This is a genomic window from Pseudomonas sp. 24 E 13 (assembly GCF_900004715.1).
Lineage (GTDB): Bacteria > Pseudomonadota > Gammaproteobacteria > Pseudomonadales > Pseudomonadaceae > Aquipseudomonas > Aquipseudomonas orientalis_A.
In genome coordinates, this window is the sequence record NZ_CVTO01000156.1 from 35123 (window position 1) to 57411 (window position 22289).

Annotated in this window: 29 protein-coding genes; 12 read left to right on the plus strand and 17 right to left on the minus strand. The window is 59.7% G+C overall.

All coding sequences use genetic code 11. From position 1 onward, the window contains the following. Positions 1 to 273 precede the first annotated feature (273 nt). The 9 genes from BFP90_RS27815 (at position 274) to tsaA (ending at position 6521) form a co-directional block, all read left to right on the plus strand. Complete coding sequence (locus tag BFP90_RS27815) at positions 274 to 564, plus strand: type II toxin-antitoxin system RelB/DinJ family antitoxin (RefSeq protein ID WP_057723256.1); 291 nt, start codon at positions 274 to 276, stop codon at positions 562 to 564. Then, positions 530 to 844 carry a type II toxin-antitoxin system YafQ family toxin gene (locus tag BFP90_RS24610; RefSeq protein ID WP_065898188.1) on the plus strand — a complete coding sequence of 105 codons (315 nt, stop codon included), beginning with the start codon at positions 530 to 532 and terminating at the stop codon, positions 842 to 844. Before BFP90_RS27815 ends, BFP90_RS24610 begins: the two co-directional genes overlap by 35 nt. Before the next feature lie 286 nt (positions 845 to 1130). Further along, positions 1131 to 1535 (plus strand): hypothetical protein, encoded by a 405-nt coding sequence (locus BFP90_RS24615; RefSeq protein ID WP_065898189.1) that lies wholly within the window; start codon positions 1131 to 1133, stop codon positions 1533 to 1535. A 9-nt stretch (positions 1536 to 1544) separates the two neighbouring features. Beyond that, positions 1545 to 2063: a GNAT family N-acetyltransferase gene (locus BFP90_RS24620; RefSeq protein ID WP_065898190.1), complete on the plus strand. Its 519-nt coding sequence runs from the start codon at positions 1545 to 1547 to the stop codon at positions 2061 to 2063. A 538-nt stretch (positions 2064 to 2601) separates the two neighbouring features. Beyond that, entirely contained in the window at positions 2602 to 3942 is a 1341-nt protein-coding gene (gene rimO / locus BFP90_RS24625) for a 30S ribosomal protein S12 methylthiotransferase RimO (RefSeq protein ID WP_065886038.1), read from the plus strand. A 103-nt stretch (positions 3943 to 4045) separates the two neighbouring features. Then, positions 4046 to 4513 (plus strand): GNAT family N-acetyltransferase, encoded by a 468-nt coding sequence (locus BFP90_RS24630; RefSeq protein ID WP_065891933.1) that lies wholly within the window; start codon positions 4046 to 4048, stop codon positions 4511 to 4513. Between the two features lie 67 nt (positions 4514 to 4580). After that, positions 4581 to 5291, plus strand: a complete 711-nt coding sequence (locus tag BFP90_RS24635) for an rRNA pseudouridine synthase (RefSeq protein ID WP_065886036.1) — start codon at positions 4581 to 4583, stop codon at positions 5289 to 5291. Positions 5292 to 5360: 69 nt separating this feature from the next. Then, positions 5361 to 5822 carry a DUF1456 family protein gene (locus BFP90_RS24640; protein WP_005785469.1) on the plus strand — a complete coding sequence of 154 codons (462 nt, stop codon included), beginning with the start codon at positions 5361 to 5363 and terminating at the stop codon, positions 5820 to 5822. Between the two features lie 3 nt (positions 5823 to 5825). Continuing rightward, complete coding sequence (gene tsaA, locus BFP90_RS24645) at positions 5826 to 6521, plus strand: tRNA (N6-threonylcarbamoyladenosine(37)-N6)-methyltransferase TrmO (RefSeq protein WP_065898191.1); 696 nt, start codon at positions 5826 to 5828, stop codon at positions 6519 to 6521. 117 nt (positions 6522 to 6638) lie between these two features. Here the strand turns inward: tsaA and fpr are convergent, their stop codons facing one another. Then, the gene (gene fpr, locus BFP90_RS24650; protein WP_003189055.1) at positions 6639 to 7418 is read right to left on the minus strand and encodes a ferredoxin-NADP reductase; all 780 of its coding nucleotides are present in this window, start codon (positions 7416 to 7418) and stop codon (positions 6639 to 6641) included. 124 nt (positions 7419 to 7542) lie between these two features. Between fpr and BFP90_RS24655 the strand changes: the two genes are divergently transcribed. Further along, the gene (locus BFP90_RS24655) at positions 7543 to 8469 is read left to right on the plus strand and encodes a LysR family transcriptional regulator (RefSeq protein WP_010212678.1); all 927 of its coding nucleotides are present in this window, start codon (positions 7543 to 7545) and stop codon (positions 8467 to 8469) included. A gap of 3 nt (positions 8470 to 8472) precedes the next feature. On the opposite strand, the gene BFP90_RS24660 is transcribed toward BFP90_RS24655, so the two are convergent. From BFP90_RS24660 to BFP90_RS24670, 3 genes are all read right to left on the minus strand, one after another. Continuing rightward, positions 8473 to 8835 carry a diacylglycerol kinase gene (locus tag BFP90_RS24660; protein WP_003189051.1) on the minus strand — a complete coding sequence of 121 codons (363 nt, stop codon included), beginning with the start codon at positions 8833 to 8835 and terminating at the stop codon, positions 8473 to 8475. 76 nt (positions 8836 to 8911) lie between these two features. Beyond that, entirely contained in the window at positions 8912 to 9562 is a 651-nt protein-coding gene (gene erdR / locus BFP90_RS24665) for a response regulator transcription factor ErdR (protein WP_065891931.1), read from the minus strand. Between the two features lie 251 nt (positions 9563 to 9813). Beyond that, on the minus strand, positions 9814 to 10533 hold the full coding sequence (locus BFP90_RS24670) for a tRNA-uridine aminocarboxypropyltransferase (protein WP_065891930.1): 720 nt from the start codon (positions 10531 to 10533) through the stop codon (positions 9814 to 9816). Positions 10534 to 10711: 178 nt separating this feature from the next. Here BFP90_RS24670 and BFP90_RS24675 point away from each other — a divergent pair, with 178 nt between their 5' ends. Next, positions 10712 to 11146, plus strand: coding sequence for a PA3611 family quorum-sensing-regulated virulence factor (locus BFP90_RS24675; RefSeq protein ID WP_065886032.1), 435 nt, complete (start codon positions 10712 to 10714; stop codon positions 11144 to 11146). Between the two features lie 295 nt (positions 11147 to 11441). Next, a complete protein-coding gene (locus BFP90_RS24680; RefSeq protein ID WP_065898192.1) occupies positions 11442 to 12554 on the plus strand; it encodes an LOG family protein in 1113 nt (370 codons plus the stop codon). A 209-nt stretch (positions 12555 to 12763) separates the two neighbouring features. Here BFP90_RS24680 and recX read toward each other — a convergent pair whose 3' ends face one another. The 13 genes from recX to BFP90_RS24740 form a co-directional block, all read right to left on the minus strand. Further along, positions 12764 to 13231 carry a recombination regulator RecX gene (gene recX / locus BFP90_RS24685; protein WP_065898193.1) on the minus strand — a complete coding sequence of 156 codons (468 nt, stop codon included), beginning with the start codon at positions 13229 to 13231 and terminating at the stop codon, positions 12764 to 12766. Between the two features lie 8 nt (positions 13232 to 13239). After that, the gene (gene recA, locus BFP90_RS24690; protein WP_005785454.1) at positions 13240 to 14298 is read right to left on the minus strand and encodes a recombinase RecA; all 1059 of its coding nucleotides are present in this window, start codon (positions 14296 to 14298) and stop codon (positions 13240 to 13242) included. A gap of 83 nt (positions 14299 to 14381) precedes the next feature. Beyond that, positions 14382 to 14882 carry a CinA family protein gene (locus tag BFP90_RS24695; RefSeq protein ID WP_065891928.1) on the minus strand — a complete coding sequence of 167 codons (501 nt, stop codon included), beginning with the start codon at positions 14880 to 14882 and terminating at the stop codon, positions 14382 to 14384. An 81-nt stretch (positions 14883 to 14963) separates the two neighbouring features. Beyond that, positions 14964 to 15464, minus strand: coding sequence for a lysis system i-spanin subunit Rz (locus BFP90_RS24700; RefSeq protein WP_065891927.1), 501 nt, complete (start codon positions 15462 to 15464; stop codon positions 14964 to 14966). Then, entirely contained in the window at positions 15452 to 16009 is a 558-nt protein-coding gene (locus BFP90_RS24705; protein WP_065898194.1) for a glycoside hydrolase family 19 protein, read from the minus strand. Before BFP90_RS24705 ends, BFP90_RS24700 begins: the two co-directional genes overlap by 13 nt. Before the next feature lie 22 nt (positions 16010 to 16031). Continuing rightward, positions 16032 to 17033 carry a contractile injection system protein, VgrG/Pvc8 family gene (locus BFP90_RS24710; protein ID WP_065898195.1) on the minus strand — a complete coding sequence of 334 codons (1002 nt, stop codon included), beginning with the start codon at positions 17031 to 17033 and terminating at the stop codon, positions 16032 to 16034. Positions 17034 to 17042: 9 nt separating this feature from the next. After that, positions 17043 to 17255 (minus strand): tail protein X, encoded by a 213-nt coding sequence (locus BFP90_RS24715; protein ID WP_065886025.1) that lies wholly within the window; start codon positions 17253 to 17255, stop codon positions 17043 to 17045. Beyond that, the gene (locus BFP90_RS24720) at positions 17248 to 17631 is read right to left on the minus strand and encodes a phage tail protein (RefSeq protein WP_065886024.1); all 384 of its coding nucleotides are present in this window, start codon (positions 17629 to 17631) and stop codon (positions 17248 to 17250) included. The genes BFP90_RS24715 and BFP90_RS24720 overlap by 8 nt, the downstream gene beginning before the upstream one ends. Beyond that, a complete protein-coding gene (locus tag BFP90_RS24725; protein WP_065898196.1) occupies positions 17631 to 19853 on the minus strand; it encodes a phage tail tape measure protein in 2223 nt (740 codons plus the stop codon). Before BFP90_RS24725 ends, BFP90_RS24720 begins: the two co-directional genes overlap by 1 nt. Positions 19854 to 19859: 6 nt before the next feature. After that, the gene (locus BFP90_RS29355; protein WP_256095160.1) at positions 19860 to 19985 is read right to left on the minus strand and encodes a hypothetical protein; all 126 of its coding nucleotides are present in this window, start codon (positions 19983 to 19985) and stop codon (positions 19860 to 19862) included. After that, positions 19982 to 20563: a phage tail assembly protein gene (locus tag BFP90_RS24730; protein WP_065891923.1), complete on the minus strand. Its 582-nt coding sequence runs from the start codon at positions 20561 to 20563 to the stop codon at positions 19982 to 19984. Before BFP90_RS24730 ends, BFP90_RS29355 begins: the two co-directional genes overlap by 4 nt. 51 nt (positions 20564 to 20614) lie before the next feature. After that, complete coding sequence (locus tag BFP90_RS24735; RefSeq protein ID WP_065886021.1) at positions 20615 to 21121, minus strand: phage major tail tube protein; 507 nt, start codon at positions 21119 to 21121, stop codon at positions 20615 to 20617. Next, a complete protein-coding gene (locus tag BFP90_RS24740) occupies positions 21121 to 22287 on the minus strand; it encodes a phage tail protein (RefSeq protein WP_065891922.1) in 1167 nt (388 codons plus the stop codon). Before BFP90_RS24740 ends, BFP90_RS24735 begins: the two co-directional genes overlap by 1 nt. Positions 22288 to 22289 lie beyond the last annotated feature (2 nt).

Sequence of the window (22289 nt, forward strand, 5' to 3'; positions counted from 1 at the left end):
TTGTTGACCTTCGGATTTTACCTACGCGCAACGGCGCGAAGCATAGCGCAGCGCTGGTCGCATTTCTCTGCATTAAAACAGGCGTCTTTTTGCCTGCATTGACGTCACTGAGTACCAACGCTACGTTTTCGCGTGTTAAAGGCACCGTGATTCCGACGTATGGGTGGCCGGGCGTCACGCTTGGAGCAAAAAGCGTTTGCTCGGTTTTGACGGGTTGATCCATACTCAAGACGTAGCCACAATGTAGCTACGTTTTTGATAGGGAGTCACGATATGTCTGCATTACTGAAAACCACTGATGTGCGTTGTCGCATAGACGAGGATTTGAAGGAGCGTGCCACTGCTGTGCTCAATGCCTGTGGGCTTAGTCTCAGTGACGCCATGCGTCTTTTTCTCCGTCAGGTAGTGACGACGCAAGGGCTGCCTTTCGAGGTACGCATCCCTTCGGAGAAAACCGCTCGCGCCATGAAGCAAGCGCATGCTATCCGTCGCCAGTTCGACTCGATCGATGACATGCTAAGGGACGCCGATGGCGAAGCAGGAGAAGAAGCAAAAACGCGCTGACATACCCAAGCAATGCGCACAGACACCTGAGTTTAAAAAATCCTGGGAGCGCTATAAACGCGCCGGGCGTCGAGACATGAGTGAGGTCAGGGTAGTGATGGTTTCGCTTTTTTTGGGCGAACAACTACCCGCCGAGTATCGAGACCATGCGCTTACCGGAAACTGGGACGGGTTCAGAGAATGCCATATTGGTGGTGATTTCCTGCTGATATACGAACATTCGCGGGCTGACCTGATCACCTTTGTGGACTTGGGGAGCCACGCTGAATTATTTGCTTAGGCATTGGGGTATTGAACAGCACAGCGCTCGTCGCATTTCCCCGCATAAAGCTGGTCAAGCGCGCTGCCCGCCCTTCACGGTGGCGGCGTCATTCGATACCGAGGTTAGACATGTCCACCACCATCGAAAAAGCCAACCCCAAGGTTGGCTTTGTTTTCCTGGGTTGCCCCTAAGATCTTTACTCTACACTTTCATTTTCTTGATCTTTAGTAACACCCCCTTAAAGGCAAGGCCATAGGCGGTTAGCAAAAATGGGATAGAATGAAGGCTGACGGAGGAATACAGAGTGAACAAAGCAGCTCAGCAAAAAAAACATACCCGAATTACGCACGGCAAAATGGTGTCAGTGACCATTCGTGGCCGGAACGGAAGCTTCAAGGCTCTCCTTTCAAGCGCGGACGATGTGGTTGAACGGCATGTCACGAAAAGCCTCTCGAGCAGCGTGTTGAATCAAAAAGACTCAACGCATCGTCCAATGCGTGCGCCCCACCTGTCGGGCCTTGAACGCGATCTGGAAGAGTTGAAGAAGGTTGTTGCAGCACTGGCCGTGCGCTCTGTCGCGCATGAAGAGAAGGCCGCTGATTTTGATGTCGAGGGCATAACCGTGCTTGACGCCAACACAGCGTACAAACTGCTAGATAATCCCCCTGAGCCCACTGACACACTCCGCAACCTGCTGGCCTTGCGCTAAGGGCTTTCAATGGATTTCATCACCGTCGACTTCGACAGGTCGATTGACCGCTCTGCATTTGATTGCGGGCCGCACCCAGCCTTGAACACGTACATTGCCCAGCACGCAGGGCAAGACCAAAAGCGAAACGTCTCCCGCACATTCATGTACGTCGAAGATGGGGCACTGCTGGGCTATTACACCCTAGCGAATGCCTCTGTAGCCCTGCAAGAGTTAAGCGATGACCAAAAAAAGAAAATGCCTCGGTATCCTATGCCGGCAGTGCTTTTGAGTCGTCTGGCGATCGACAAGGGCACTCAAAGCAAGGGACTCGGCCAGAGATTGATGTCTGACTTCTTCCGTCGCGTGTACACGGTTTCCAAGCAGTCTGGTGTAGCGTTTGTGATCGTCGATGCAAAAGACCAAGATGCTGCGGATTACTACCAGCGTAAGTTAGGGTTTGTGCCATCCACGAATAACCCCCTTCGCTTGGTACTTTCTACCGCAACCTTCATCCAGACGTTAGAAAGTAACTTGCCGCAGGCATAGCTCGTACCTGGTCATCCACAGGCCAGCAATGTGCACATTTGTGCAAACCGGTGAACCTGGAACATTTGGCGATAGACCACGTAAACCGTGGTCTTCCTTCTCCCAAGCCATCTACCAAGCTTTGACTTAGAGCGCCTTTGCGCAAAAGAGCTCGCCAGCAGTGCTTTGGCTTATGCGGTGAATAAAGCGTCTTGAAGAGTCAGGCAACGTTTAAGCGAGAGCTTTATGTGCATATGCTGGTCACACCGATGCGGTGCAAGGGCGTGCCGCTTACACCTCAAGAAAGGCGTCGTTACCCGCCCATAGCAGGAGACATGCGCGTAGACTCGGCGATATCCGGCGAGTTAGGGCGCAGCTCTAATATCCGATGCATGTACGGATAATTGCCGATCTAGCGCTCGTCGCATTTCCCCGCATAAAGCTGGTCAAGTGCGTTGCCCGCCGCTAGAATTGCGCACTTTTTGATCAGAGGCGCACCAAGCGCCCGTCCGCTGCCTGCCCTTCACGGTGGCGGCGTCATTCGATACCGAGGTTAGACATGTCCACCACCATCGCAAAAGCCAACCCCAAGGTTGGCTTTGTTTCCCTGGGTTGCCCGAAAGCTCTGGTCGACTCCGAGCGCATTCTCACGCAACTGCGCATGGAAGGTTATGACGTCGTCTCCACTTACCAGGACGCGGACGTGGTGGTGGTCAATACCTGTGGTTTCATCGACTCGGCCAAGGCGGAGTCCCTGGAAGTGATCGGCGAAGCCATCAAGGAAAACGGCAAGGTCATTGTGACCGGCTGCATGGGCGTGGAAGAAGGCAATATCCGCAACGTCCACCCAAGCGTGCTCGCCGTGACCGGCCCGCAGCAGTACGAACAGGTGGTCAACGCCGTGCACGCCGTGGTGCCACCGCGCCAGGACCACAACCCGTTGATCGACCTGGTGCCGCCGCAAGGCATCAAGCTGACGCCGCGTCACTACGCCTACCTGAAGATTTCCGAAGGCTGCAATCACAGCTGCAGCTTCTGCATCATCCCGTCGATGCGCGGCAAGCTGGTCAGCCGCCCGGTGGGCGATGTGCTGGACGAGGCCCAGCGCCTGGTCAAATCCGGCGTGAAAGAGCTGCTGGTGATCTCCCAGGACACCAGCGCCTACGGCGTCGACGTGAAGTACCGCACCGGTTTCTGGAATGGCGCGCCGGTGAAAACCCGCATGACCGAACTCTGCGAAGCGCTCAGCAGCCTGGGCGTGTGGGTGCGCCTGCACTACGTTTACCCGTACCCGCACGTGGACGAGCTGATTCCCTTGATGGCCGCCGGCAAGATCCTGCCGTACCTGGACATCCCGTTCCAGCACGCCAGCCCCAAAGTGCTCAAGGCCATGAAACGCCCGGCCTTCGAAGACAAGACCCTGGCGCGGATCAAGAACTGGCGCGAGATCTGCCCGGAACTGATCATCCGTTCGACCTTTATCGTCGGCTTCCCCGGTGAAACCGAAGAAGACTTCCAGTACCTGCTGGACTGGCTGACCGAAGCCCAGCTGGACCGCGTCGGCTGCTTCCAGTACTCGCCGGTCGAAGGCGCGCCGGCCAACCTGCTGGACCTGGCCGTGGTGCCGGACGACGTCAAGCAGGACCGTTGGGAGCGTTTTATGGCGCACCAGCAAGCGATCAGCTCGGCGCGCCTGCAACTGCGCATCGGCAAGGAAATCGAAGTGCTGATCGACGAAGTCGACGAGCAAGGCGCGGTCGGCCGTTGCTTCTTCGATGCGCCGGAAATCGACGGTAACGTGTTTATCGACGATGCCAGCGGTTTGAAGCCGGGCGACAAGGTCTGGTGCACCGTGACCGATGCCGACGAATACGACCTGTGGGCGCAAAAGCGCGACTAAAGCTGTAAAAAATTGAAAAAGCCCTGCTTCTGGACAAGATGCGGGGCTTTTTTAGGTCTATCGTTTTGCCCATTGTTACCTGATTAAAAAAGAGACCGCAGGCATGCGTGAGCATTCGGTTATCCACACCCCCAACAATAGCGATTACCCCGAGCTGGCGAGGATCTGGGAGGCCTCGGTGCGCGCCACTCATGACTTTTTGCCGGAAAGTTACATTGTGTTGCTCAAAGAGCTGGTGCTGACGCGCTATCTGGATTCAGTGATGCTCGTGTGTACCAAGGATTCGAGCCAGCGCATCACTGGGTTTGCCGGCGTAGCGGCGGGCAAGGTGGAAATGCTGTTTATCGATCCGCTGCACCGTGGCCAGGGCCTGGGGCAGCAATTGCTGCGCTACGCGATCAACTGCATGAATGCCGATGAGCTGGATGTGAATGAGCAGAATCCGCAGGCGCTGGGTTTTTACCTCAAGCAAGGCTTTGAGGTGATCGGACGCACGGAGCACGATGGCCTGGGCCAGCCCTATCCGTTGCTGCATCTGCGCCTGCGCCAGCAGCAAATACGCAGTGGCTGAAATGGGGCCGGGATTAACCGGCGCCAGGCAGGTACAATAGCCGCCCCCTTTTGTTACGGCCCTTGTCATGACTGACCCCATACGCCTCTCCAAACGCCTTATCGAACTGGTCGGTTGCTCCCGTCGGGAGGCTGAGCTGTTTATCGAAGGCGGCTGGGTCTCGGTGGACGGTGAAGTGATCGACGAACCGCAGTTCAAGGTCACCACCCAGAAGGTCGAGCTGGACCCCGACGCCAAGGCTACCGTGCCGGAACCGGTGACCATCCTGTTGCACGCCCCGGCGGGGATGGATGCCGAGACGGCCATGGCGTCGATCAGCGCCGAAACCTTGTCGGAAGAACACCGCTTCAGCAAGCGCCCGCTAAAAGGCCACTTCCTGCGCCTGACCGCCAGCGCCGACCTGCAAGCCAAGGCCAGCGGCCTGCTGGTGTTCACCCAGGACTGGAAAATCCTGCGCAAGTTGACCGCCGATGCGGCCAAGATCGAGCAGGAATACGTGGTGGAAGTCGAAGGCGACATGGTCGCCCATGGCCTCAACCGCCTGAACCACGGCCTGACCTACAAAGGCAAGGAGCTGCCGGCCGTGAAAGCCAGCTGGCAGAACGAAAACCGTCTGCGCTTTGCGCTGAAAAACCCGCAGCCAGGCGTTATCGCGCTGTTCTGCGAAGCCGTTGGCTTGAAAGTCGTCGCGATCCGCCGCATCCGCATTGGCGGCGTGTCCATTGGCAAGGTGCCGGTGGGCCAGTGGCGTTACCTGTCCGGCAAAGAGAAGTTTTAGGCCGTTACCCTTTTCCCGACACTGCCTGACTGGGCGGTGTCTACCCGCTGAAAACCAGGATTGCCCACCATGATTCACAACGACGTACTGCGCAGCGTGCGCTACATGCTCGACATCAGCGACAACAAGATGGTCGAGATCATCAAGCTCGGCGGCATGGACGTGACCAAGGAAGACCTGCTCACCTACCTCAAGAAAGATGAGGAAGAAGGCTTTGTGTTCTGCCCGGATGAGGTGATGGCGCATTTCCTCGACGGCTTGGTGATTTTCAAGCGCGGCAAGGATGAAAGCCGTCCGCCGCAGCCGATCGAAACCCCGGTGACCAACAACATCATCCTGAAAAAACTGCGCGTGGCCTTCGAATTGAAGGAAGACGACATGCACGCCATCCTCAAGGCCGCCGAGTTCCCGGTGTCCAAGCCCGAGCTGAGCGCGCTGTTCCGCAAGTTCGGTCACACCAACTACCGCACCTGTGGCGATCAGTTGTTGCGCAACTTCCTCAAGGGTCTGACGCTGCGGGTCCGTGCGTAAGCCATGAGTTATCAGGTCTCGCCCATCGGCTTCGTACGCTCCTGCTTCAAGGAGAAGTTCGCCATCCCGCGTCAACCGCACCTGGCCCCGGCCGCCCGCGGTGTGCTGGAGCTGGTGGCGCCGTTCGATGGCGGCGAGGCGGTGCAGGGACTGGAGCAGGTCAGCCATGTGTGGCTGCTGTTTCTGTTTCACCAGGCGCTCGAAGACACGCCACGCCTGAAAGTGCGACCGCCGCGCCTGGGCGGCAATACGTCCATGGGCGTGTTTGCGACCCGCGCCACCCATCGCCCCAACGGGATTGGCCAGTCAGTGGTCAAGCTGGACAAGGTGGAAGCGGGCCGGCTGTGGATTTCCGGGATCGATTTGCTCGATGGCACGCCGGTGCTTGATATCAAGCCGTATGTGCCGTACGCCGATATCGTCGACACGGCCACCAACAGCATCGCCAGCGGTGCGCCGCCCCTGATTGGCGTGCAGTGGCTCAAGACCGCGCTGCAACAGGCGCAGGGCCATGCCCAGCGTCTGGGTGAGCCGTTGGTGGAGTTGATTGACCAGTGCCTGGCGCAAGATCCACGGCCGGCGTACCAGACGCCCGGGCCGGAGCGCGAATACGGCGTGCAGTTCTGGGATGTAGATGTACGTTGGCACTATCCCGAGGCAGGGATGATTTGCGTATTGGAAGTGGTGCCTGCTGGATAAACCGGAACCCAAATGTGGGAGGGGGCTTGCCCCCGATAGCAGTGTGTCAGTCAACTCATCTGTGACTGATCCACCGCAATCGGGGGCAAGCCCCCTCCCACATTTTTTTGATCGCGTTTATTTTTCGACGAACGCACGCTCAATCAGATAGTCACCGGGCTCACGCATGCGTGGCGAAACCTTCAGGCCGAAGCTGTTCAGCACTTCGCTGGTTTCGTCCAACATGCTCGGGCTGCCGCACAGCATGGCGCGGTCGTCCTCGGGGTTGATCGGTGGCAGGCCGATGTCGCTGAACAGCTTGCCGCTGCGCATCAGGTCGGTCAGGCGACCTTCGTTTTCGAACGGCTCGCGGGTCACGGTCGGGTAGTAGATCAACTTGTCACGCAACGCCTCGCCGAAGAATTCGTTCTGCGGCAGGTGCTCGGTGATGAACTCGCGGTAGGCGACTTCGTTGACGTAACGCACGCCGTGGCACAGGATCACTTTTTCGAAGCGCTCGTAGGTCTCCGGGTCCTGGATCACGCTCATGAATGGCGCCAGACCCGTACCGGTGCTGAGCAGGTACAGGTGCTTGCCCGGCTTCAAATCGTCAAGCACCAGGGTGCCTGTCGGTTTTTTGCTGATGATGATCTCGTCGCCTTCCTTCAAGTGCTGCAACTGGGAAGTCAGCGGGCCATCCGGCACCTTGATGCTGAAGAACTCCAGATGCTCTTCCCAGTTCGGGCTGGCAATGGAGTAAGCGCGCATGAGCGGGCGGCCATTGGGCTGTTGCAGGCCGATCATCACGAACTGACCGTTCTCGAAGCGCAAACCCGGATCGCGGGTGCACTTGAAGCTGAACAGAGTGTCGTTCCAGTGATGAACACTGAGGACACGCTCGTGGTTCATGTTGCTCATGTACGGGGGACTCCTGGAAATGGGTCTGCGCCAAATGTGAAGTGCGCAATTGCACAGCATTCTAATGGCGGCGACAATATCTGTTAACTGGATTATTAAGATAAGGGTTATCGGTTATATCGATATGCGATTTACTCTCCGTCAACTGCAAGTCTTCGTCGCCGTCGCCCAGCAGGAAAGCGTGTCCCGCGCTGCTGGCCTGCTGGCCTTATCTCAATCCGCCGCCAGCACCTCGATCACCGAGCTGGAGCGTCAATCCAGCTGCCAGTTATTCGACCGCGCCGGCAAACGCCTGAGCCTCAACGCCCTCGGTCATCAACTGTTGCCCCAGGCGGTGGCACTGCTGGACCAGGCCAAGGAGATCGAGGACCTGCTCAATGGCAAGTCCGGCTTCGGCTCACTGGCGGTGGGCGCCACCCTGACCATCGGCAATTACCTGGCGACCCTGTTGATCGGCAGCTTCATGCAGCAGCATCCCGAGAGCCAGGTGAAGCTGCATGTGCAAAACACTGCCCATATCGTGCATCAGGTGGCGCATTACGAAATTGACCTGGGTCTAATCGAAGGCGACTGCAGCCACCCGGACATCGAGGTGCAAACCTGGGTGGAGGATGAGTTGGTGGTGTTTTGCGCACCCCAGCATCATTTGGCCAAACGTGGCGTGGCCAGCATGGATGAGCTGACCCATGAAGCGTGGATCCTGCGCGAACAAGGCTCGGGCACGCGCCTGACGTTTGATCAGGCCATGCGCCATCATCGCAGCGCATTGAATATCCGCCTGGAGCTGGAGCACACCGAGGCGATCAAACGGGCAGTGGAATCAGGTCTGGGGATTGGCTGCATTTCGCGGCTGGCACTGCGCGATGCGTTCCGGCGTGGCAGCCTGGTGCCGGTAGAAACCCCGGATTTGGACCTGGCCCGGCAGTTCTACTTCATCTGGCATAAGCAGAAATACCAGACCTCGGCGATGCGCGAGTTCCTGGAGCTGTGCCGCGCGTTTACCGCCGGGGTTCAGCGCAGCGACGAAATCGTACTGCCGAGCATCGCCTGATCGTCAGATCAGAATCACCGCCCACACCAGCGTGATCATGGTCAAGGCCACGAATTGCGCGGCGCTGCCCATGTCCTTGGCGTTTTTCGACAGTGGGTGGCGGTCCAGGGAGATGCGGTCGATGGCCGCCTCCACTGCTGAATTGAGCAATTCGACGATCAGGGCCAACAGGCACACGGCAATCAGCAATGCGCGTTCGACGCGGCTGACCTGCAGGAAAAAACTCAACGGAATCAGGATGACGTTCAGCAGCACCAACTGACGGAACGCCGCCTCGCCGGTGAAAGCCGCGCGCAGGCCATCCAGGGAATAGCCCCCTGCGTTGAAAATACGTTTGATACCGGTTTGACCCTTGAAAGGCGACATAGATGTAGGCAACTGAACCAAAAGGAGTGGGAAAACTAGAGCACGCAAAGTCAAAAAAGCGTGAATCGGTAACAGCTTAATGCTGCGAAATTGACTCAAGTTGTTGCAGGAGTAACGCCGCCTGGGTGCGCGTGCGTACGCCCAACTTGCGGAAAATAGCGGTGACATGGGCCTTGATCGTCGCTTCCGACACGCTCAGCTCGTAGGCAATCTGCTTGTTCAACAGGCCTTCGCAGACCATGGTCAACACGCGAAACTGCTGAGGCGTCAAGCTGGCCAGGCCATCACGGGCCGCCTTGGCTTCCTCGGACACGTTGATTTCTTCAAATGCTTGCGGTGGCCAGGACACATCACCGTCCAATACCGTGCGCACAGCCTTCTGGATATCTTCCATCGCACTGGACTTGGGAATGAAGCCGCTGGCGCCGAACTCCTTGGAACGCACCACCACGTCAGCCTCTTCCTGCGCCGAGACCATCACCACGGGTATCTGCGGATATTGCCCGCGCAGCAGCACCAGCCCCGAAAAACCGTAGGCGCCGGGCATGTTCAGGTCGAGCAGCACCAGGTCCCAGTCGGATTTTTCGGTCAAGCGGGCTTCCAACTCGGCAATGCTGGCGACTTCGACCAGTCGCACATCCGGGCCAAGGCCCAGGGTTACGGCCTGATGCAACGCACTGCGAAACAGCGGGTGGTCATCGGCTATCAGGATGTCGTATGTGGCCATTGATTAAATGATCCTGTTTTTACGGGAGCCCTGATGGGTTCAGGGTTCACCAGTACACAAGGCAACGGCCAGGCAGCCATCGCCACGGGGCACGCTCAACGTCAAAAACACGCAAAACAACGTCGAAAAACCAAGGTAGCGCCCCAATCGGCGCCCAGCATGCCCAGCGCAGCCTGGGGGGTCAAGCACTACGCCCATGGGGATTTTAGCGGGTTGCGTGATTAAGGTGCCATCATGCAAACGTCGATGGGTCATACCGCCGGGATATAGGGCGCCAAACGTGTGTGGACAATGTCCGTCTCATCCACAGGCAACTGAAACTTGGCGGCCAGGTAGTGCGTGCTGAAAACATCGAGGTAGGCGTCCAGCACTTCGCTGGCGGCCTGATCACCGGCTAACTCCAGGCACAACGCGGCCACCTCGGCGGTGCAGAAATGATCATCACGCTTGGAACGGCGCAACTTGTAACGTGACAACTGCTCCGGCGCCAGGCTCAGCACCGGCAGATGTTCCAGGTACGGGCTCTTGCGAAACATCTTGCGCGCTTCGCTCCACGTGCCGTCCAGCAAGATGAACAGCGGGCGCTTGCCCTCCTCTGCATCCACCACGCTGACCACCCGTTCAGGCGCCACGAATTCCCCGGGAAACACGATGTACGGTTGCCATTGCGGGTCGGCGAGCAGGGTGAGCAGAGCCGGGTCGACCTCGGTCCGCGACCAGGCAAACGCGCTGGTGTCGTCAATGACATCGGCGATCAGCCAGCCGGTGTTGCTGGGTTTCATCGGTTCGACGTCGTGCATCAACAGGCACATCGCCGATTTGGCCTGAACCGTTGGTCGCCACGCGCACAGGCAGTATTCGGGAATCACTCGGCAGCCGGTGCACCGCTCGGCGCGCGATCCCCGATTCAGGAACGGCCTGACGGCCCGGGCCAGGCGCTGGGTGCGCAAGCGGGAGACAGCGTGGCTCATTGGATACGCCACAGAAACGGGTCAATCGACACGGGATAACTCGAAAGCAATTGGAGTGGGCGCAGTTTACCAGCGATACGCCTGGCTGTAGTGGCCGGCGCTCACCTATAATTGCGCGCCACTGAACGCACAGCGCAGTGGCTGGTCTATGCACCAGTAACCGAATCAGGAGAATTTGATGCTGCGTTCCATGCTGCGCCTCGTTGCCCCATCCGTCGCTATTGCGCTGGCCTTGCCCATGGGCGCCCACGCGGCCTCGCTGCTGGAGGCTCAAATGAACCGTAAGCTGCAAAGCGTCGCGACCGAAAGCAACAAGGACCTGCCCCGGGAAATCGATGAGAAAACCCTGGAAGTGGCCTACACCGTTGAAGGTATGCAACTGATCGATCATCTCAGCGTGCAGCCAGACCGCGCCGAGCAGATGCGCGCCAACCCCAAGGCCGTGTATTTCCAATTGGGCCGCAGTGTCTGCACCAACCCAGGCTACCGCGAGCTGATGGCGAAGGGCGCGGTCATGCGCTACGAAATCACCGAGAACAAGACCAACCGTCCTGTCGCATCGGTCAAGTTCGCCGAAGCCGACTGCCCGGCTCCGTCCAAGAAGAAAAAGTAACCCTGCCTTGCATCTTGCGCGTTGCTGCCCGGTGACGCGCCACTCCCCCGCTCCAGCGCCCGCCTGCAGCTGAACGCCGTGATCAATCACCAATAAGCGGTTGCCAGCCAAGGGTTTTCCAGCCCATGATCAGCTCATCCCATGCGCCCGCCAGAGCAGTCTTCCCTGCTGTTCTGTAATACTTTCAGGGCAAAAGAGGCCTGCCCTCCTGCGGCAAGCAACGACACATGCAGTGTCGTGCCCCCCTGACGACACGCGTCGGCTGGCCAGGCCCTGTGAAGAAGGAGAAAGTTGAATGCCTTATGAATCGAATGCCTCCCTGCTCGATCTTTTTGAACACAACGGTACCGACCTCACGCAGCAGGTTGACGCGCAGCTCCAGCTGGTCGCGCCAAACAGCCCGAACATTCCCCTTTATCGCGATATGATTCTCACGGTCCTGCGCATGGCGCAGGACGACCGTGACCGCTGGAATGCCAAGATCACCCTGCGTGCGATCCGTGAGCTGGACCATGCTTTCCGCGTGCTCGAACAATTCAAGGGACGACGCAAGGTGACGGTGTTCGGTTCCGCACGCACGCCGATAGAAAGTCCCCTGTATGCATTGGCTCGAGAGGTCGGCGCGGCATTGGCACGTTCCGACCTGATGGTCATCACCGGCGGCGGTGGCGGCATCATGGCTGCGGCGCATGAAGGCGCGGGCCTGGAGCACAGCCTGGGGTTCAACATCACCCTGCCGTTTGAACAGCATGCCAACCCGACCATCGACGGCACCGACAACCTGCTGTCCTTCCACTTTTTCTTTACCCGCAAACTGTTCTTCGTCAAGGAAGCCGACGCACTGATTCTGTGCCCGGGTGGTTTTGGCACCCTGGACGAAGCCCTGGAAGTGCTGACCCTGATCCAGACCGGTAAAAGCCCGCTGGTACCCGTGGTGCTGCTGGACGCACCAGGCGGCGGGTTCTGGCAAGGCGCCCTGGACTTTATCCGCAGCCAGTTGGAAGCTAACCGCTACATCCTGCCGACCGACCTCAAGCTCATACGCCTGGTCTACAGCGCAGAAGAAGCCGTGGACGAGATCAACCGGTTTTATGCCAACTTCCATTCAACCCGCTGGCTCAAGCGTGAGTTTGTAGTGCGTATGAACCATCCGCTCAGTGATCAAGCCCTGGCCCATCTGCAGGAAGAGTTTGCCAGCCTTCGACTGAGCGGAGAGTTCCAGCAGCTTGCCTACACAGGCCAAGAACACGACGACCCCAGGTTCAGTCATTTGACGCGGCTGGTCTTCAATTTCAATGGCCGAGACCAGGGGCGTTTGCGCGAGTTGGTGGACTACATCAACTTGCCGGAAAATTGGGTGCAGCCTCAGGGTGAGGTACAACAGCGAGGGGTGCCACAGCCTGCGTGATTTTTTGCAGGCGAAAAAAAGGCCCACTATTTTCATAGTGGGCCTTTTGTTTGATCGTTCCCACGCTCTGCGTGGGAATGCCACCTGGGACGCTCCGCGTCCTGCTTTCAGCGAAAAAATCAGGCACCTGCGCAATGGTGACGCGGAGCGTCACGGGATGCATTTCCACGCGGAGCGTGGGAACGATCAGTCAGGCTTTTGTTTTGCGTTCAGTCGTCCATATCACGGCCGCTTAGCAAGCGACTGATCATGTCCATCGAAAACCCGCGATAACTCAGGAAACGCCCCTGTTTCGCACGCTCCCTGGCGTCAATCGGCAGATGCCCAGCAAACTTGCGCCGCCAAGTCTCTTCCAACTGCGACTGCCAACTGATACCGCACTCGCGCAAAGCAAGGTCGATATCGGCACGTTGCAGGCCACGCTGGCTCAACTCTTCGCGAATCCGCGCTGGGCCATAACCGGACCGCGCGCGGTAGGACACAAAGCTTTCGAGGTATCGGGACTCCGACAACAGCCCCTCTTCCGTCAACCGGTCAAGGGCTATTTCGATCATTTCAGGCTCTGCGCCGCGCTGACGCAATTTACGCGTCAGCTCGACTCGACCATGCTCGCGGCGAGCAAGCAAGTCCATTGCAGTGCGCCGAACGGCGACGAGTGTATCCAGTACAACAGTCATCGTTTGCTTCAGATGTCAGTGTCGGCTTCTTCCATCTCGTCAACCGGCTCGCGGTTGGCGGCGGCCTTGACGTCCGGTGCTGGGGTGAGCAGCTTGTCGCGAATCTGCTTCTCAAGCGTGGCAGCGATATCCGGGTTGTCTGCCAGGAACTTGGCCGAGTTGGCCTTACCCTGACCGATCTTGCTGCCGTTGTAGGCATACCAGGCACCGGACTTCTCGACAAAACCGTGCAGCACGCCCAGGTCGATCATCTCGCCGTTCAGGTAGATGCCTTTGCCATAAAGAATCTGGAACTCTGCCTGACGGAAAGGCGGGGCCACCTTGTTCTTCACGACTTTAACGCGGGTTTCGCTACCGACAACCTCGTCACCTTCCTTCACCGCGCCGGTACGACGGATATCCAGACGGACCGAAGCGTAGAACTTCAGCGCGTTACCACCGGTGGTGGTTTCCGGGCTGCCGAACATCACACCGATTTTCATACGGATCTGGTTGATGAAGATCACCAGGCAGTTGGCGTTCTTGATGTTGCCGGTGATTTTACGCAGCGCCTGGGACATCAGACGGGCTTGCAGGCCCACGTGCATGTCGCCCATTTCGCCTTCGATTTCTGCCTTCGGTACCAGCGCTGCCACGGAGTCGACCACGATCACGTCGATGGCGTTGGAACGCACCAGCATGTCGGTGATTTCCAGGGCTTGCTCACCGGTGTCCGGCTGCGAAACCAGCAGGTCGTCAACGTTGACGCCCAGTTTGCCGGCGTATTCAGGATCCAGGGCGTGCTCGGCGTCGACGAACGCGCACGTGGCGCCCATTTTCTGAGCCTGGGCAATCACCGACAGGGTCAGGGTGGTTTTACCGGAAGATTCAGGACCGTAGATCTCAACGATACGGCCTTTTGGCAGGCCGCCAATGCCGAGCGCGATATCCAGACCCAGAGAGCCAGTGGAAATAGCCGGGATCGCCTGACGGTCGTGATCGCCCATACGCATTACGGCACCCTTGCCGAATTGACGTTCGATCTGACCCAGGGCCGCAGCCAAGGCTTTCTTCTTGTTGTCGTCCATTAAAGTCCTCACGTAATCAATAAGGCCTGACGGCCAACACCTGTATAAGTAGACAGTATTGTTCCACAAAGATCGAAGATCGCCTACCCCTGATTGTCTATTTCTGCTGCAGCTCGTCGCAACAAGCCTTCGAGCGCGGCCTTTACCGTTTGTCGACGGACCTCGTCGCGGTTGCCGGGAAAGTGCGCACGTTCGGCCGTGACCTCATCGCCCACGCCAAACGCCAGCCATACCGTGCCCACCGGCTTGTCCGGCGAACCGCCGTCCGGGCCCGCCACGCCGCTGACCGCCACGGCAAAGCGCGCCAGGCTTTTTTCCTGCGCCCCTCGCGCCATGGCTTCCACCACTTCCTGGCTGACGGCGCCGACTTTGGCAAACAGCTTTTCCGACACATTCAGTTGCCGGGTCTTCTGGCGGTTGGAATAGGTGACATAGCCCGCCTCGAACCATGCCGAACTGCCCGGAATCCGCGTAATGGCTTCGGCAATACCGCCGCCGGTGCAGGACTCGGCGGTGGTGACATGGGCATTGAGCACCTGCAAACGGCGCCCCAGTTCAGCAGCCAGTTGAGTGATTTCCTTCACGGTCGTCTCCAGGATTGGGCGGGGGTTCGCCTACCCTACAGCAGCCCATCGGCCATGCAAGTTGCAGAGTGCATCAAAAGACTAACGCGTGACGGCTCGCACATAGGCCTGACAGGCACCCAAGGCGATCAAGGCGTTATCGCCGTCGTCGGTGATGCGGATAATTCGTTGAGCATGCGCCGGGTCAAGTCGGGCGCGTGGGGCTGCATGAACCACGCCGCCGGGGGTGGTGGCGGCTGGCACTGGCGTGCAGCCGGCGGTATCGGTGGCGTCGAGAAGGACTGACAGCCGCACATCAGCAGTGGCCAGGCGGTCGCGCAGAGCAGCTTGGTGACGTTGGGCATCGCTCAACTCCTGAGTGTGTTGTTGGTCGCTGGCAGCGAGTTGGCGCTCCAGGGCCAGGCGCTTTTGCTGTTCTGCCTGTTGCTGTTCGAACGCGGCCTGCTGTTGCTGGCTGAGCGCCAGCGCCTGCCCGGCCGCCTGACGCTCCAGCTGCGCGCCATAGCGCCAGGCCTGTACTTGCCACACCAATGCAAGCAGCAGGCAAACGCCGACCCAACGCAACGTGCCTAGCCAACGCATAGCACCGCCTTCGCCCTCTCCCACAATTGCACGCGCGCCTGCAGGCCATTAAGGCCGCCGTTGATACGCCGGGTAATGGTGGTGAATTGATCTTTATCCGCCAGCTCGTTGAGGTCGTTGCTGTGCCAGAACCAGGCGGCGGACTCACACGCCCACTGCGGTTGTTCCAGCAATTGCGGTTGTTGCAACAGGCGCTCATCGCCAAACAGTGCCTGGCTGCATGCCAGGTAGTTGCGCCGCCCCGTGACCTGAATCAGCCCCCTGCCCCGGTATTTCTGGCCATCGCCATCCGCCTCGGGGGTATTGCCCAGGCGGGTGGCCAGGGTGCCGGTGTCGTACTTGCTGAGGTATTGATCGCTGCCCAGTTCGCGTACGTAGCGCAGTTCGGCGGATTCGTGACCGATTTGGGCGAGGAAGGCGGCAATGCGCCTGGCACTGTTGAGCTCGTACCGCACGAAGGCTGCATTTAACGGGGACAAAAAAATGCCCGCTCGAAGGCGGGCTCCCGGCATCACATCAAGAAGCTGGGTAAGGGTAATCTGCATGGGATCTACTCTGAAAAAATGTCTACACCGACAAACCACTGGCCTGGATCGTGCTTCGGTAGCCGCCGGTGCGTTTACCGCTGGCCGTCACCGTCTTGATCGACCAGCGTCCCTGCATGAAGCCCGGCCACGACTCGTCCAGCAGCAGCAAGCCCTCAGCGGCCAGCGACGGGTTACCGGGGCACACCACATCGATCTGCAGTACTTCTCGGCCCACACGGCGCATCTCGCCCTGCGCCGCCGAGCGCGCTTCGTCCTCGCTTGGATAACGCTGCGCCACCACCTTGAACGGTGCGATCCCCAGCTCTACCACCTGCTTTTTGCCGCCCGCCGCATCCCACCAGGACGTCTGCACGCCTTTATATTTGGCGCGACTGGTTTCGGTAAGGGTGGCGCTGATGAAGGCGTGGTCGCCCGGGTGATTGTCACGGGTGACGGACAAGCGCACATCCGGCAGCGCCTTACCCGACAAGGACTTGATCTGACCCTTGCGCCCGAGCACATAGAGCGCGTCCACAGGCTTGGCCACTGCATCGAAGCGTTTGGCCAGCCGGGTCAGAAATGCCATGTCACTTTCGTGGGTCTGGTCGATATGCGCGATCCGCTCGCCATCAAGCTCAGGCGCCACACGCGGGGAAAACCCGTAGCGACTGGTCAATTGACGAAACAGTGCACCCAGGGTTGTCGGCCCATGGCTGACGGTGCGGCGCTGTTTGAACCCATGCTCATCGAACGGCGCCGCCGTGGCCACCAGCACCAGGCGCATCGGGAACAGCGACGGCTTACGCTGAGTGATCTTGAACATGCCCTTATCCAGCAGGCCGGACTCCAGATAACCGACGCGCAAGCCGACTTTCCCGCCCAGATCGGGCAGGCCTTCAAGGCCCTCGATGTCGAGAGTCAACTTGAGTTGGTCGGACACAAATCCCGCCGTGTCAATATGCTCCCACTCCAATAGCCGCTCGTTGAACAAGGCGGCATTGGCGCCGTAAAGCTCCACCACCGGTGTGAATCCAAGTGCCATGATCGCTCCTTAATCCCAGGCTGAAACCGGCCGACTCGCGACAGGTTTTGCATCCAGTTCGGGCACCAGCACACTGACGCCGGCCGGCAATATTGCGCCCTTCTCCGCCAGCTCCGGATTCAAGCGCCACAGCGCCTCCTCCGCAGCATCATCACAGCGGCCGAGCTCTCGGTAGAGCAGCAGGTTTACCGAATCGCCCGCAATACTTCGCACTCTACGCATTGACGAACTCCTCCAATACCAGCGACCAGGCGATCGCCATGGCGGTGCCGTCGTCGATGACGCTGGTTTGTTTTTCGCTGATCGACTTGATGGTCCACAACCCCCAGTTGCGCCCCAGGCCGTCCACCAGAGGCAACGGCACGCGCAGGTCCTGCAGGGCCCGCAGTTCATCCAGGCGTTGCATGCCATTGGCCCGCGCGGCCTTGCCGCCCACTGCCAATGTTTCGAGACCCTGCCCCACCTGGCTGGATTTGGGTTTGCCGGCGATGATGTCCAGGCTGACCCACCCACCACTGCTGCCACGATCGAGGCTGTCGTAGGCGAACCCGCGGGACAGCCCGAAAATAAACGTGCCCAACACCATCTGTTGTCGCATCACACAGCTCCATCGGTCAGTGCTGCGCCACGTCGCGTCGCCAGCAGGTTGTCCATCGACAGCGGCGTAAATTGCGCTTCGATCTGTTGCACCACGAGTGTCGCCAATTGCTGATAGCTGGCTTGTTCCGGCGCGTTGATAGTGATTTGCGGGGCAAAATTGATTTGACGGTTATCGGCTTGGGGGTTGTTGAGGTTGTGGCTGACATCCGTGGGAGACGGCAAGCGATCCCCGGAACCCATTACTTTCTCGGCAAGCCATGCCCCCACGTCACTGCCGACAAACGTACCGACGGCGCCGCCCACCACGTTGCCGATCGCGCCACCGGCGACGCCGCCCATGACCCCGCCCAGCACCGTACCGGCACCCGGCACCACCGAACCGATCACCGCTCCGGCAAGCGTGCCGACCGCTCGGCCAATCGCCATGCCGGCGAACTCACCGGCAACGCCACCGGCGACGGCGCCGCCTACCGAACCCACGCTGGAGCCCAGCGCTTGACCCGTATTCCCCGTCAGCGCGCCCTGTGTGACATCAACTCCGGCCTGTGCCAGCACCAACCCCAACGAAGCCTGTCTGGCGACTTTGCCGGCCTTCTCCGTTTTGCTTGACCGGTCAGGACCGGACGCCGAACCCGGCGTGGGTTTATCTGTAGGGGTGTCGTCACTGCGAGTGTGCTGCGGGCGGGCGGAAGGGTCAGCGGCAGGTCCTTCGCGGAGAATTTTCCCCGCGACCTTTTCAAACACCTTGTCCTTCACGGCATCGAACACGCCGGAAAGCACAGCCCCCAGTGCAGCCCCTGCCACCGTGACGGCGGCGGTGGTGTGAGGCAGCGCTTCAGCCAAGCCACTCACGCCGTTGACCAAACCGGTCATCGCTGTCAGCGAGGCATCCACGGCGGGCGCCAGGGCCACATCGGAGGCAGTTTGCAAGCGCGTGGTACTGGCCTCATAGGCCTGCCGTCGAGCCTGGGAGGAATCGGCGCGAATCGCTGCAACGCGCTGAACAGAGCCTTGATCGCCTAACGCCGAGGTGGCGTAGGTGGACGTTTCGGCCACCTGCGAAAAGGCGTGTTTAACGCTGTCAATAATCGGCACCAGGCTCAGAATCGACTGGTTACCGTCGAACAGTTGCGCCGCCAGCGCCGCCTGCTTTTCAGCCGGTTGTGACTTGAGGGCCTCCAGCACGGTAACCAGGGTCTGCGGGGCATCCTGTTTCATGCCACCGGCCAGCTCTTTGGGATCAAGCTTGAGCGCTGCCCAGGCACTGCGCTGCGCGGGAGAAGCGCTGTCGCCTTTGGCCAGGGCGAGACTGATTTTTTCCAGCCCGAGCTCCGCAGCACCTTTGCTGTTACCGGCACTCAACAAAACCGCCGAAAGCGCTGCCGCCTGCTCGGGAAGCATGCCCGCAGTCGTTGCGGCGGCGCCGCGACGTTGCACGATCGCTGCAATGTCCGCTGACTCGGCCTTGAGCGAGACATCGTTGCCCAGCACATTTGTCGCGTCAGCCAAATCCAGGGCTTGGGCGCGGTCAAGGTGCATAGACTCACGCCATCCGCCGATGAGTTCGCTGGCATGCTTCACATCGATTTTGAACGCCGTCGCCATGATCGCCGCGTCGCGGGCGAATTGCTGCAAGTCTGCCTGGCGCCCGGCTTGGTCGATATTGCCTGACGCGTCAACTCGCTCGCTGCCGATACCCGACTTGGCCGCAACGTACTCGACCTTCGCCAGGTCCACCGCGCTCGCGCCGCTGGCCGCCACCATGGGCTCGGTCGCCATGGCGAGGTTGGCTTCGCGCATTGACTTGCGCTCACGCCCGACGAAGTGCAGCAGTTGGTCCAGGTCGGTCATCGCGGCATCCAGTGCCTGCGATGGCGTACCTGCGGGGGCCGCCGTGCGGGTGCTCGTATCGCCCGTGCCCGCCGCCTCGATGGCGTCGGCTTGCCGGGCGTCCATCATCTTGAGCAATGAGGCGTTGAACAGCTCAAGCGTGTCCACAAGCCGCGCCTGACCTTCAGCCAAATGGTTGATCTGCAGGCTGGCATCGGCCAATGCCAACACCAGGTTCGCGGCACCTCCCGGCACCGCCTCAGCCGGACTCGCCAGGGTTTGCGCGATGGGGTTGAGGCTGGCCTGTGCGCCGGCCATTTCGGGTGAGCGCTGAATCATCACGCCGTCCCTGGCGATGGCTGACTCAGCGCCTTTATTACTGTCTGCCATCCCGCTCTACTCCTGTTTAACGCCAAGGCGATTGATCGCGATGTCGTAGCGGCGCAATGCCTTGCCGGCGTCCCAGTCGAGGATTTCCGCTTCGGTTACTGAGTAAACCAGCGGTACTACATCGAGGATCACTTCGATGTCGCGTTCCGAAAGAAGTCCGCCGGTTTGTTTAAAAAATCGTCGATGCGCCCCTGCAGTTCGGTCCAGTCGGGCACGGTCAAGCCGGCGAGATCGGGAATCATCAGGCCGGCGCAATGGGCGGTGATGAACTCGGCACGTTCTTTGTTGGTGGGCAGTTTTTTCATCACTTTGGTGGCGCGCAGGGCGGGCATTTCCAGGGTGACGTGGGTGAGCGTGCGACCGCTTGCCTGAAGGGGAAGCAGCAGCGCGACCTGCTCGCTGGTCAGCGATTGGCGCGGCACATCGGCCTGATCGAGAAAAAACGATGCAGGCTGGGTCGACATCTCGTGTACGTATTGCGCAATGCTGACGTAGTCCGGGCGCTTGAGTTGGTCGAGTTCTTTTTCCGACAGGCCGGTGGCGAGCTTGGCCAGTTCGAAAAACTGCTCATCTTCATCGTCGCCAGCGCGCGCCAGGGCTTCTTTCTGTGGCGCGTAGAACAAGGGTTTGAGTTGAATCTGCTCGATCACGGCACCGGTGTCGGCGGTGATCGGGGAGAGCAGGACGTGTAGCGCAGGCATCCAGGCCATGGGGTGATTCCTTGATCAGGTATGGGGGCGAGCGAACCCGCCCCCGGGGGGTTACGGCATCAGCACGGCGCGGCGGGCGTCGCCGAGAATGTCGACGCCGTTGAGCACGAACTTCTGGGTACGCACGTCGATATCGATCACCGAAATGCCGTTTTCCAGACGGTTATAGGTACGGCAGGACAGTTCCAGGGTGGTGACGGGCTTGGCATTCATCGTCAGCGCGGTTTCGGTCAGCGACTTCAACTTGCCGCCCACGGTGTGGTAGGTGAAGTAGGTCTTGCCATCCTGATCCTGCCCGGCTTCGCGCACGTTCAACAGGATGTCATCGCCCCGCGTGACGCCAAGCGCCAGCAACACTTCTGCACCCACCCCTTGCAGTACCAGGGTTGCGCCCATCACCTTGGCGCTTTTGGCCACCTCCTCGGCGATGAAGCGCCCGCCAGTCATCGGGTCCATTTCGAACTCGATCTTCGGCGGCGTAAAGGAATCGACCGTGGCCGACAACGGCAGGCCTTGGAGGGTGGCCGCAATGGCCTGTCTGACTCGGTTGGTAAACATTAGAGAACGTCCTCCAGGAACTGCTCGATGATTTCATCGCGGGCGTTGAGTTGATAAACCATGTGTTCGTTCGGCGCGTAGCGGCCGTAGTCGATGACGATGAACCAGGTGCCGTTCTTGTACTTCTCGACGCTGTTCAACTCCGGGTGCAGGTAGACGCTGCCGCCAGGGATGGTTTCGTCGGCCACCAGGGTTTGCAGCCAGTCGTTGATGCGCTTGACCTCCTGGTCCATGAAGGATTTGGTGAGGTTCTTGGCCATGGCCTTCTGGCCGGCCTTGACCAGCTTGCGGCTGATGGCGTCTTCCAGGCCGACGTAGCTGATGAATTTGCCGGTGATGGAACGGTTGCCCAGCAGCGAGAAACCGCCGAGCACCGTGCGGGCGTAGTAGCTCACGCCATAACGGTTGAGCAGGTCGCCTTCGGTGGAGGTGTCGAGGATGTTGTACTCGACGACGCGGGAAACGTCTTCGGCGAAGGTCACCTGATTACCCGGGCTTTCCCACTGCTTGACCTTGGCCAGCGCAGCGATGGCCAACGAGGACGGCGACAGGAACACGTTCTTTTTCGCAGCCTTGGAATACACCGACGGCATGTTGTGCACCAGCAGGCAACGGTCGAAGCCCAGGTCTGCACCGCCCAGTTCGCCGCTGTAGGTCACTTGGTCGGCGACCGAAGCGTCCTTGCCATCGAGTACCACACGGGCCTTGATGCGCTTGCCGAAGGAGGCGAACTCGCCGGCCACGGCCTTGGTGCCGGTGAAGCCCGGGGCACCGATGATGGTCAGGTCTTCAGGCACGCTGCTCAGGGCAGCCAGGCCGAGTTTGCGACCGGTGACCGGGTCGTTGCCGCCGATCACATTGTTGAGCGTGTCGGCCGGGGTGGCGCCTTCTTCGACAATCACCACGTAGACCGGCACCTTGACCACTTTGAGGATCTGGTACACCGCCTGGAACAAGGTGCCCGACTCGCTACCAGTCGGGTCGAGCAGCGCCTGGGTGGTGAAGCTGTTGATACGAAACGGCGCGTTTTTCGGGATCGATGCATGGGCATTGGGGGCAGTGCCCACCAGGCCGATGACATTATCGCCCAGGCCACCCATGGCCTCGGGCGACTCGGTGGCATTGACGGTGATGCCGTTGTGCTCGAAGTTCAAAACCTCAGCCATGA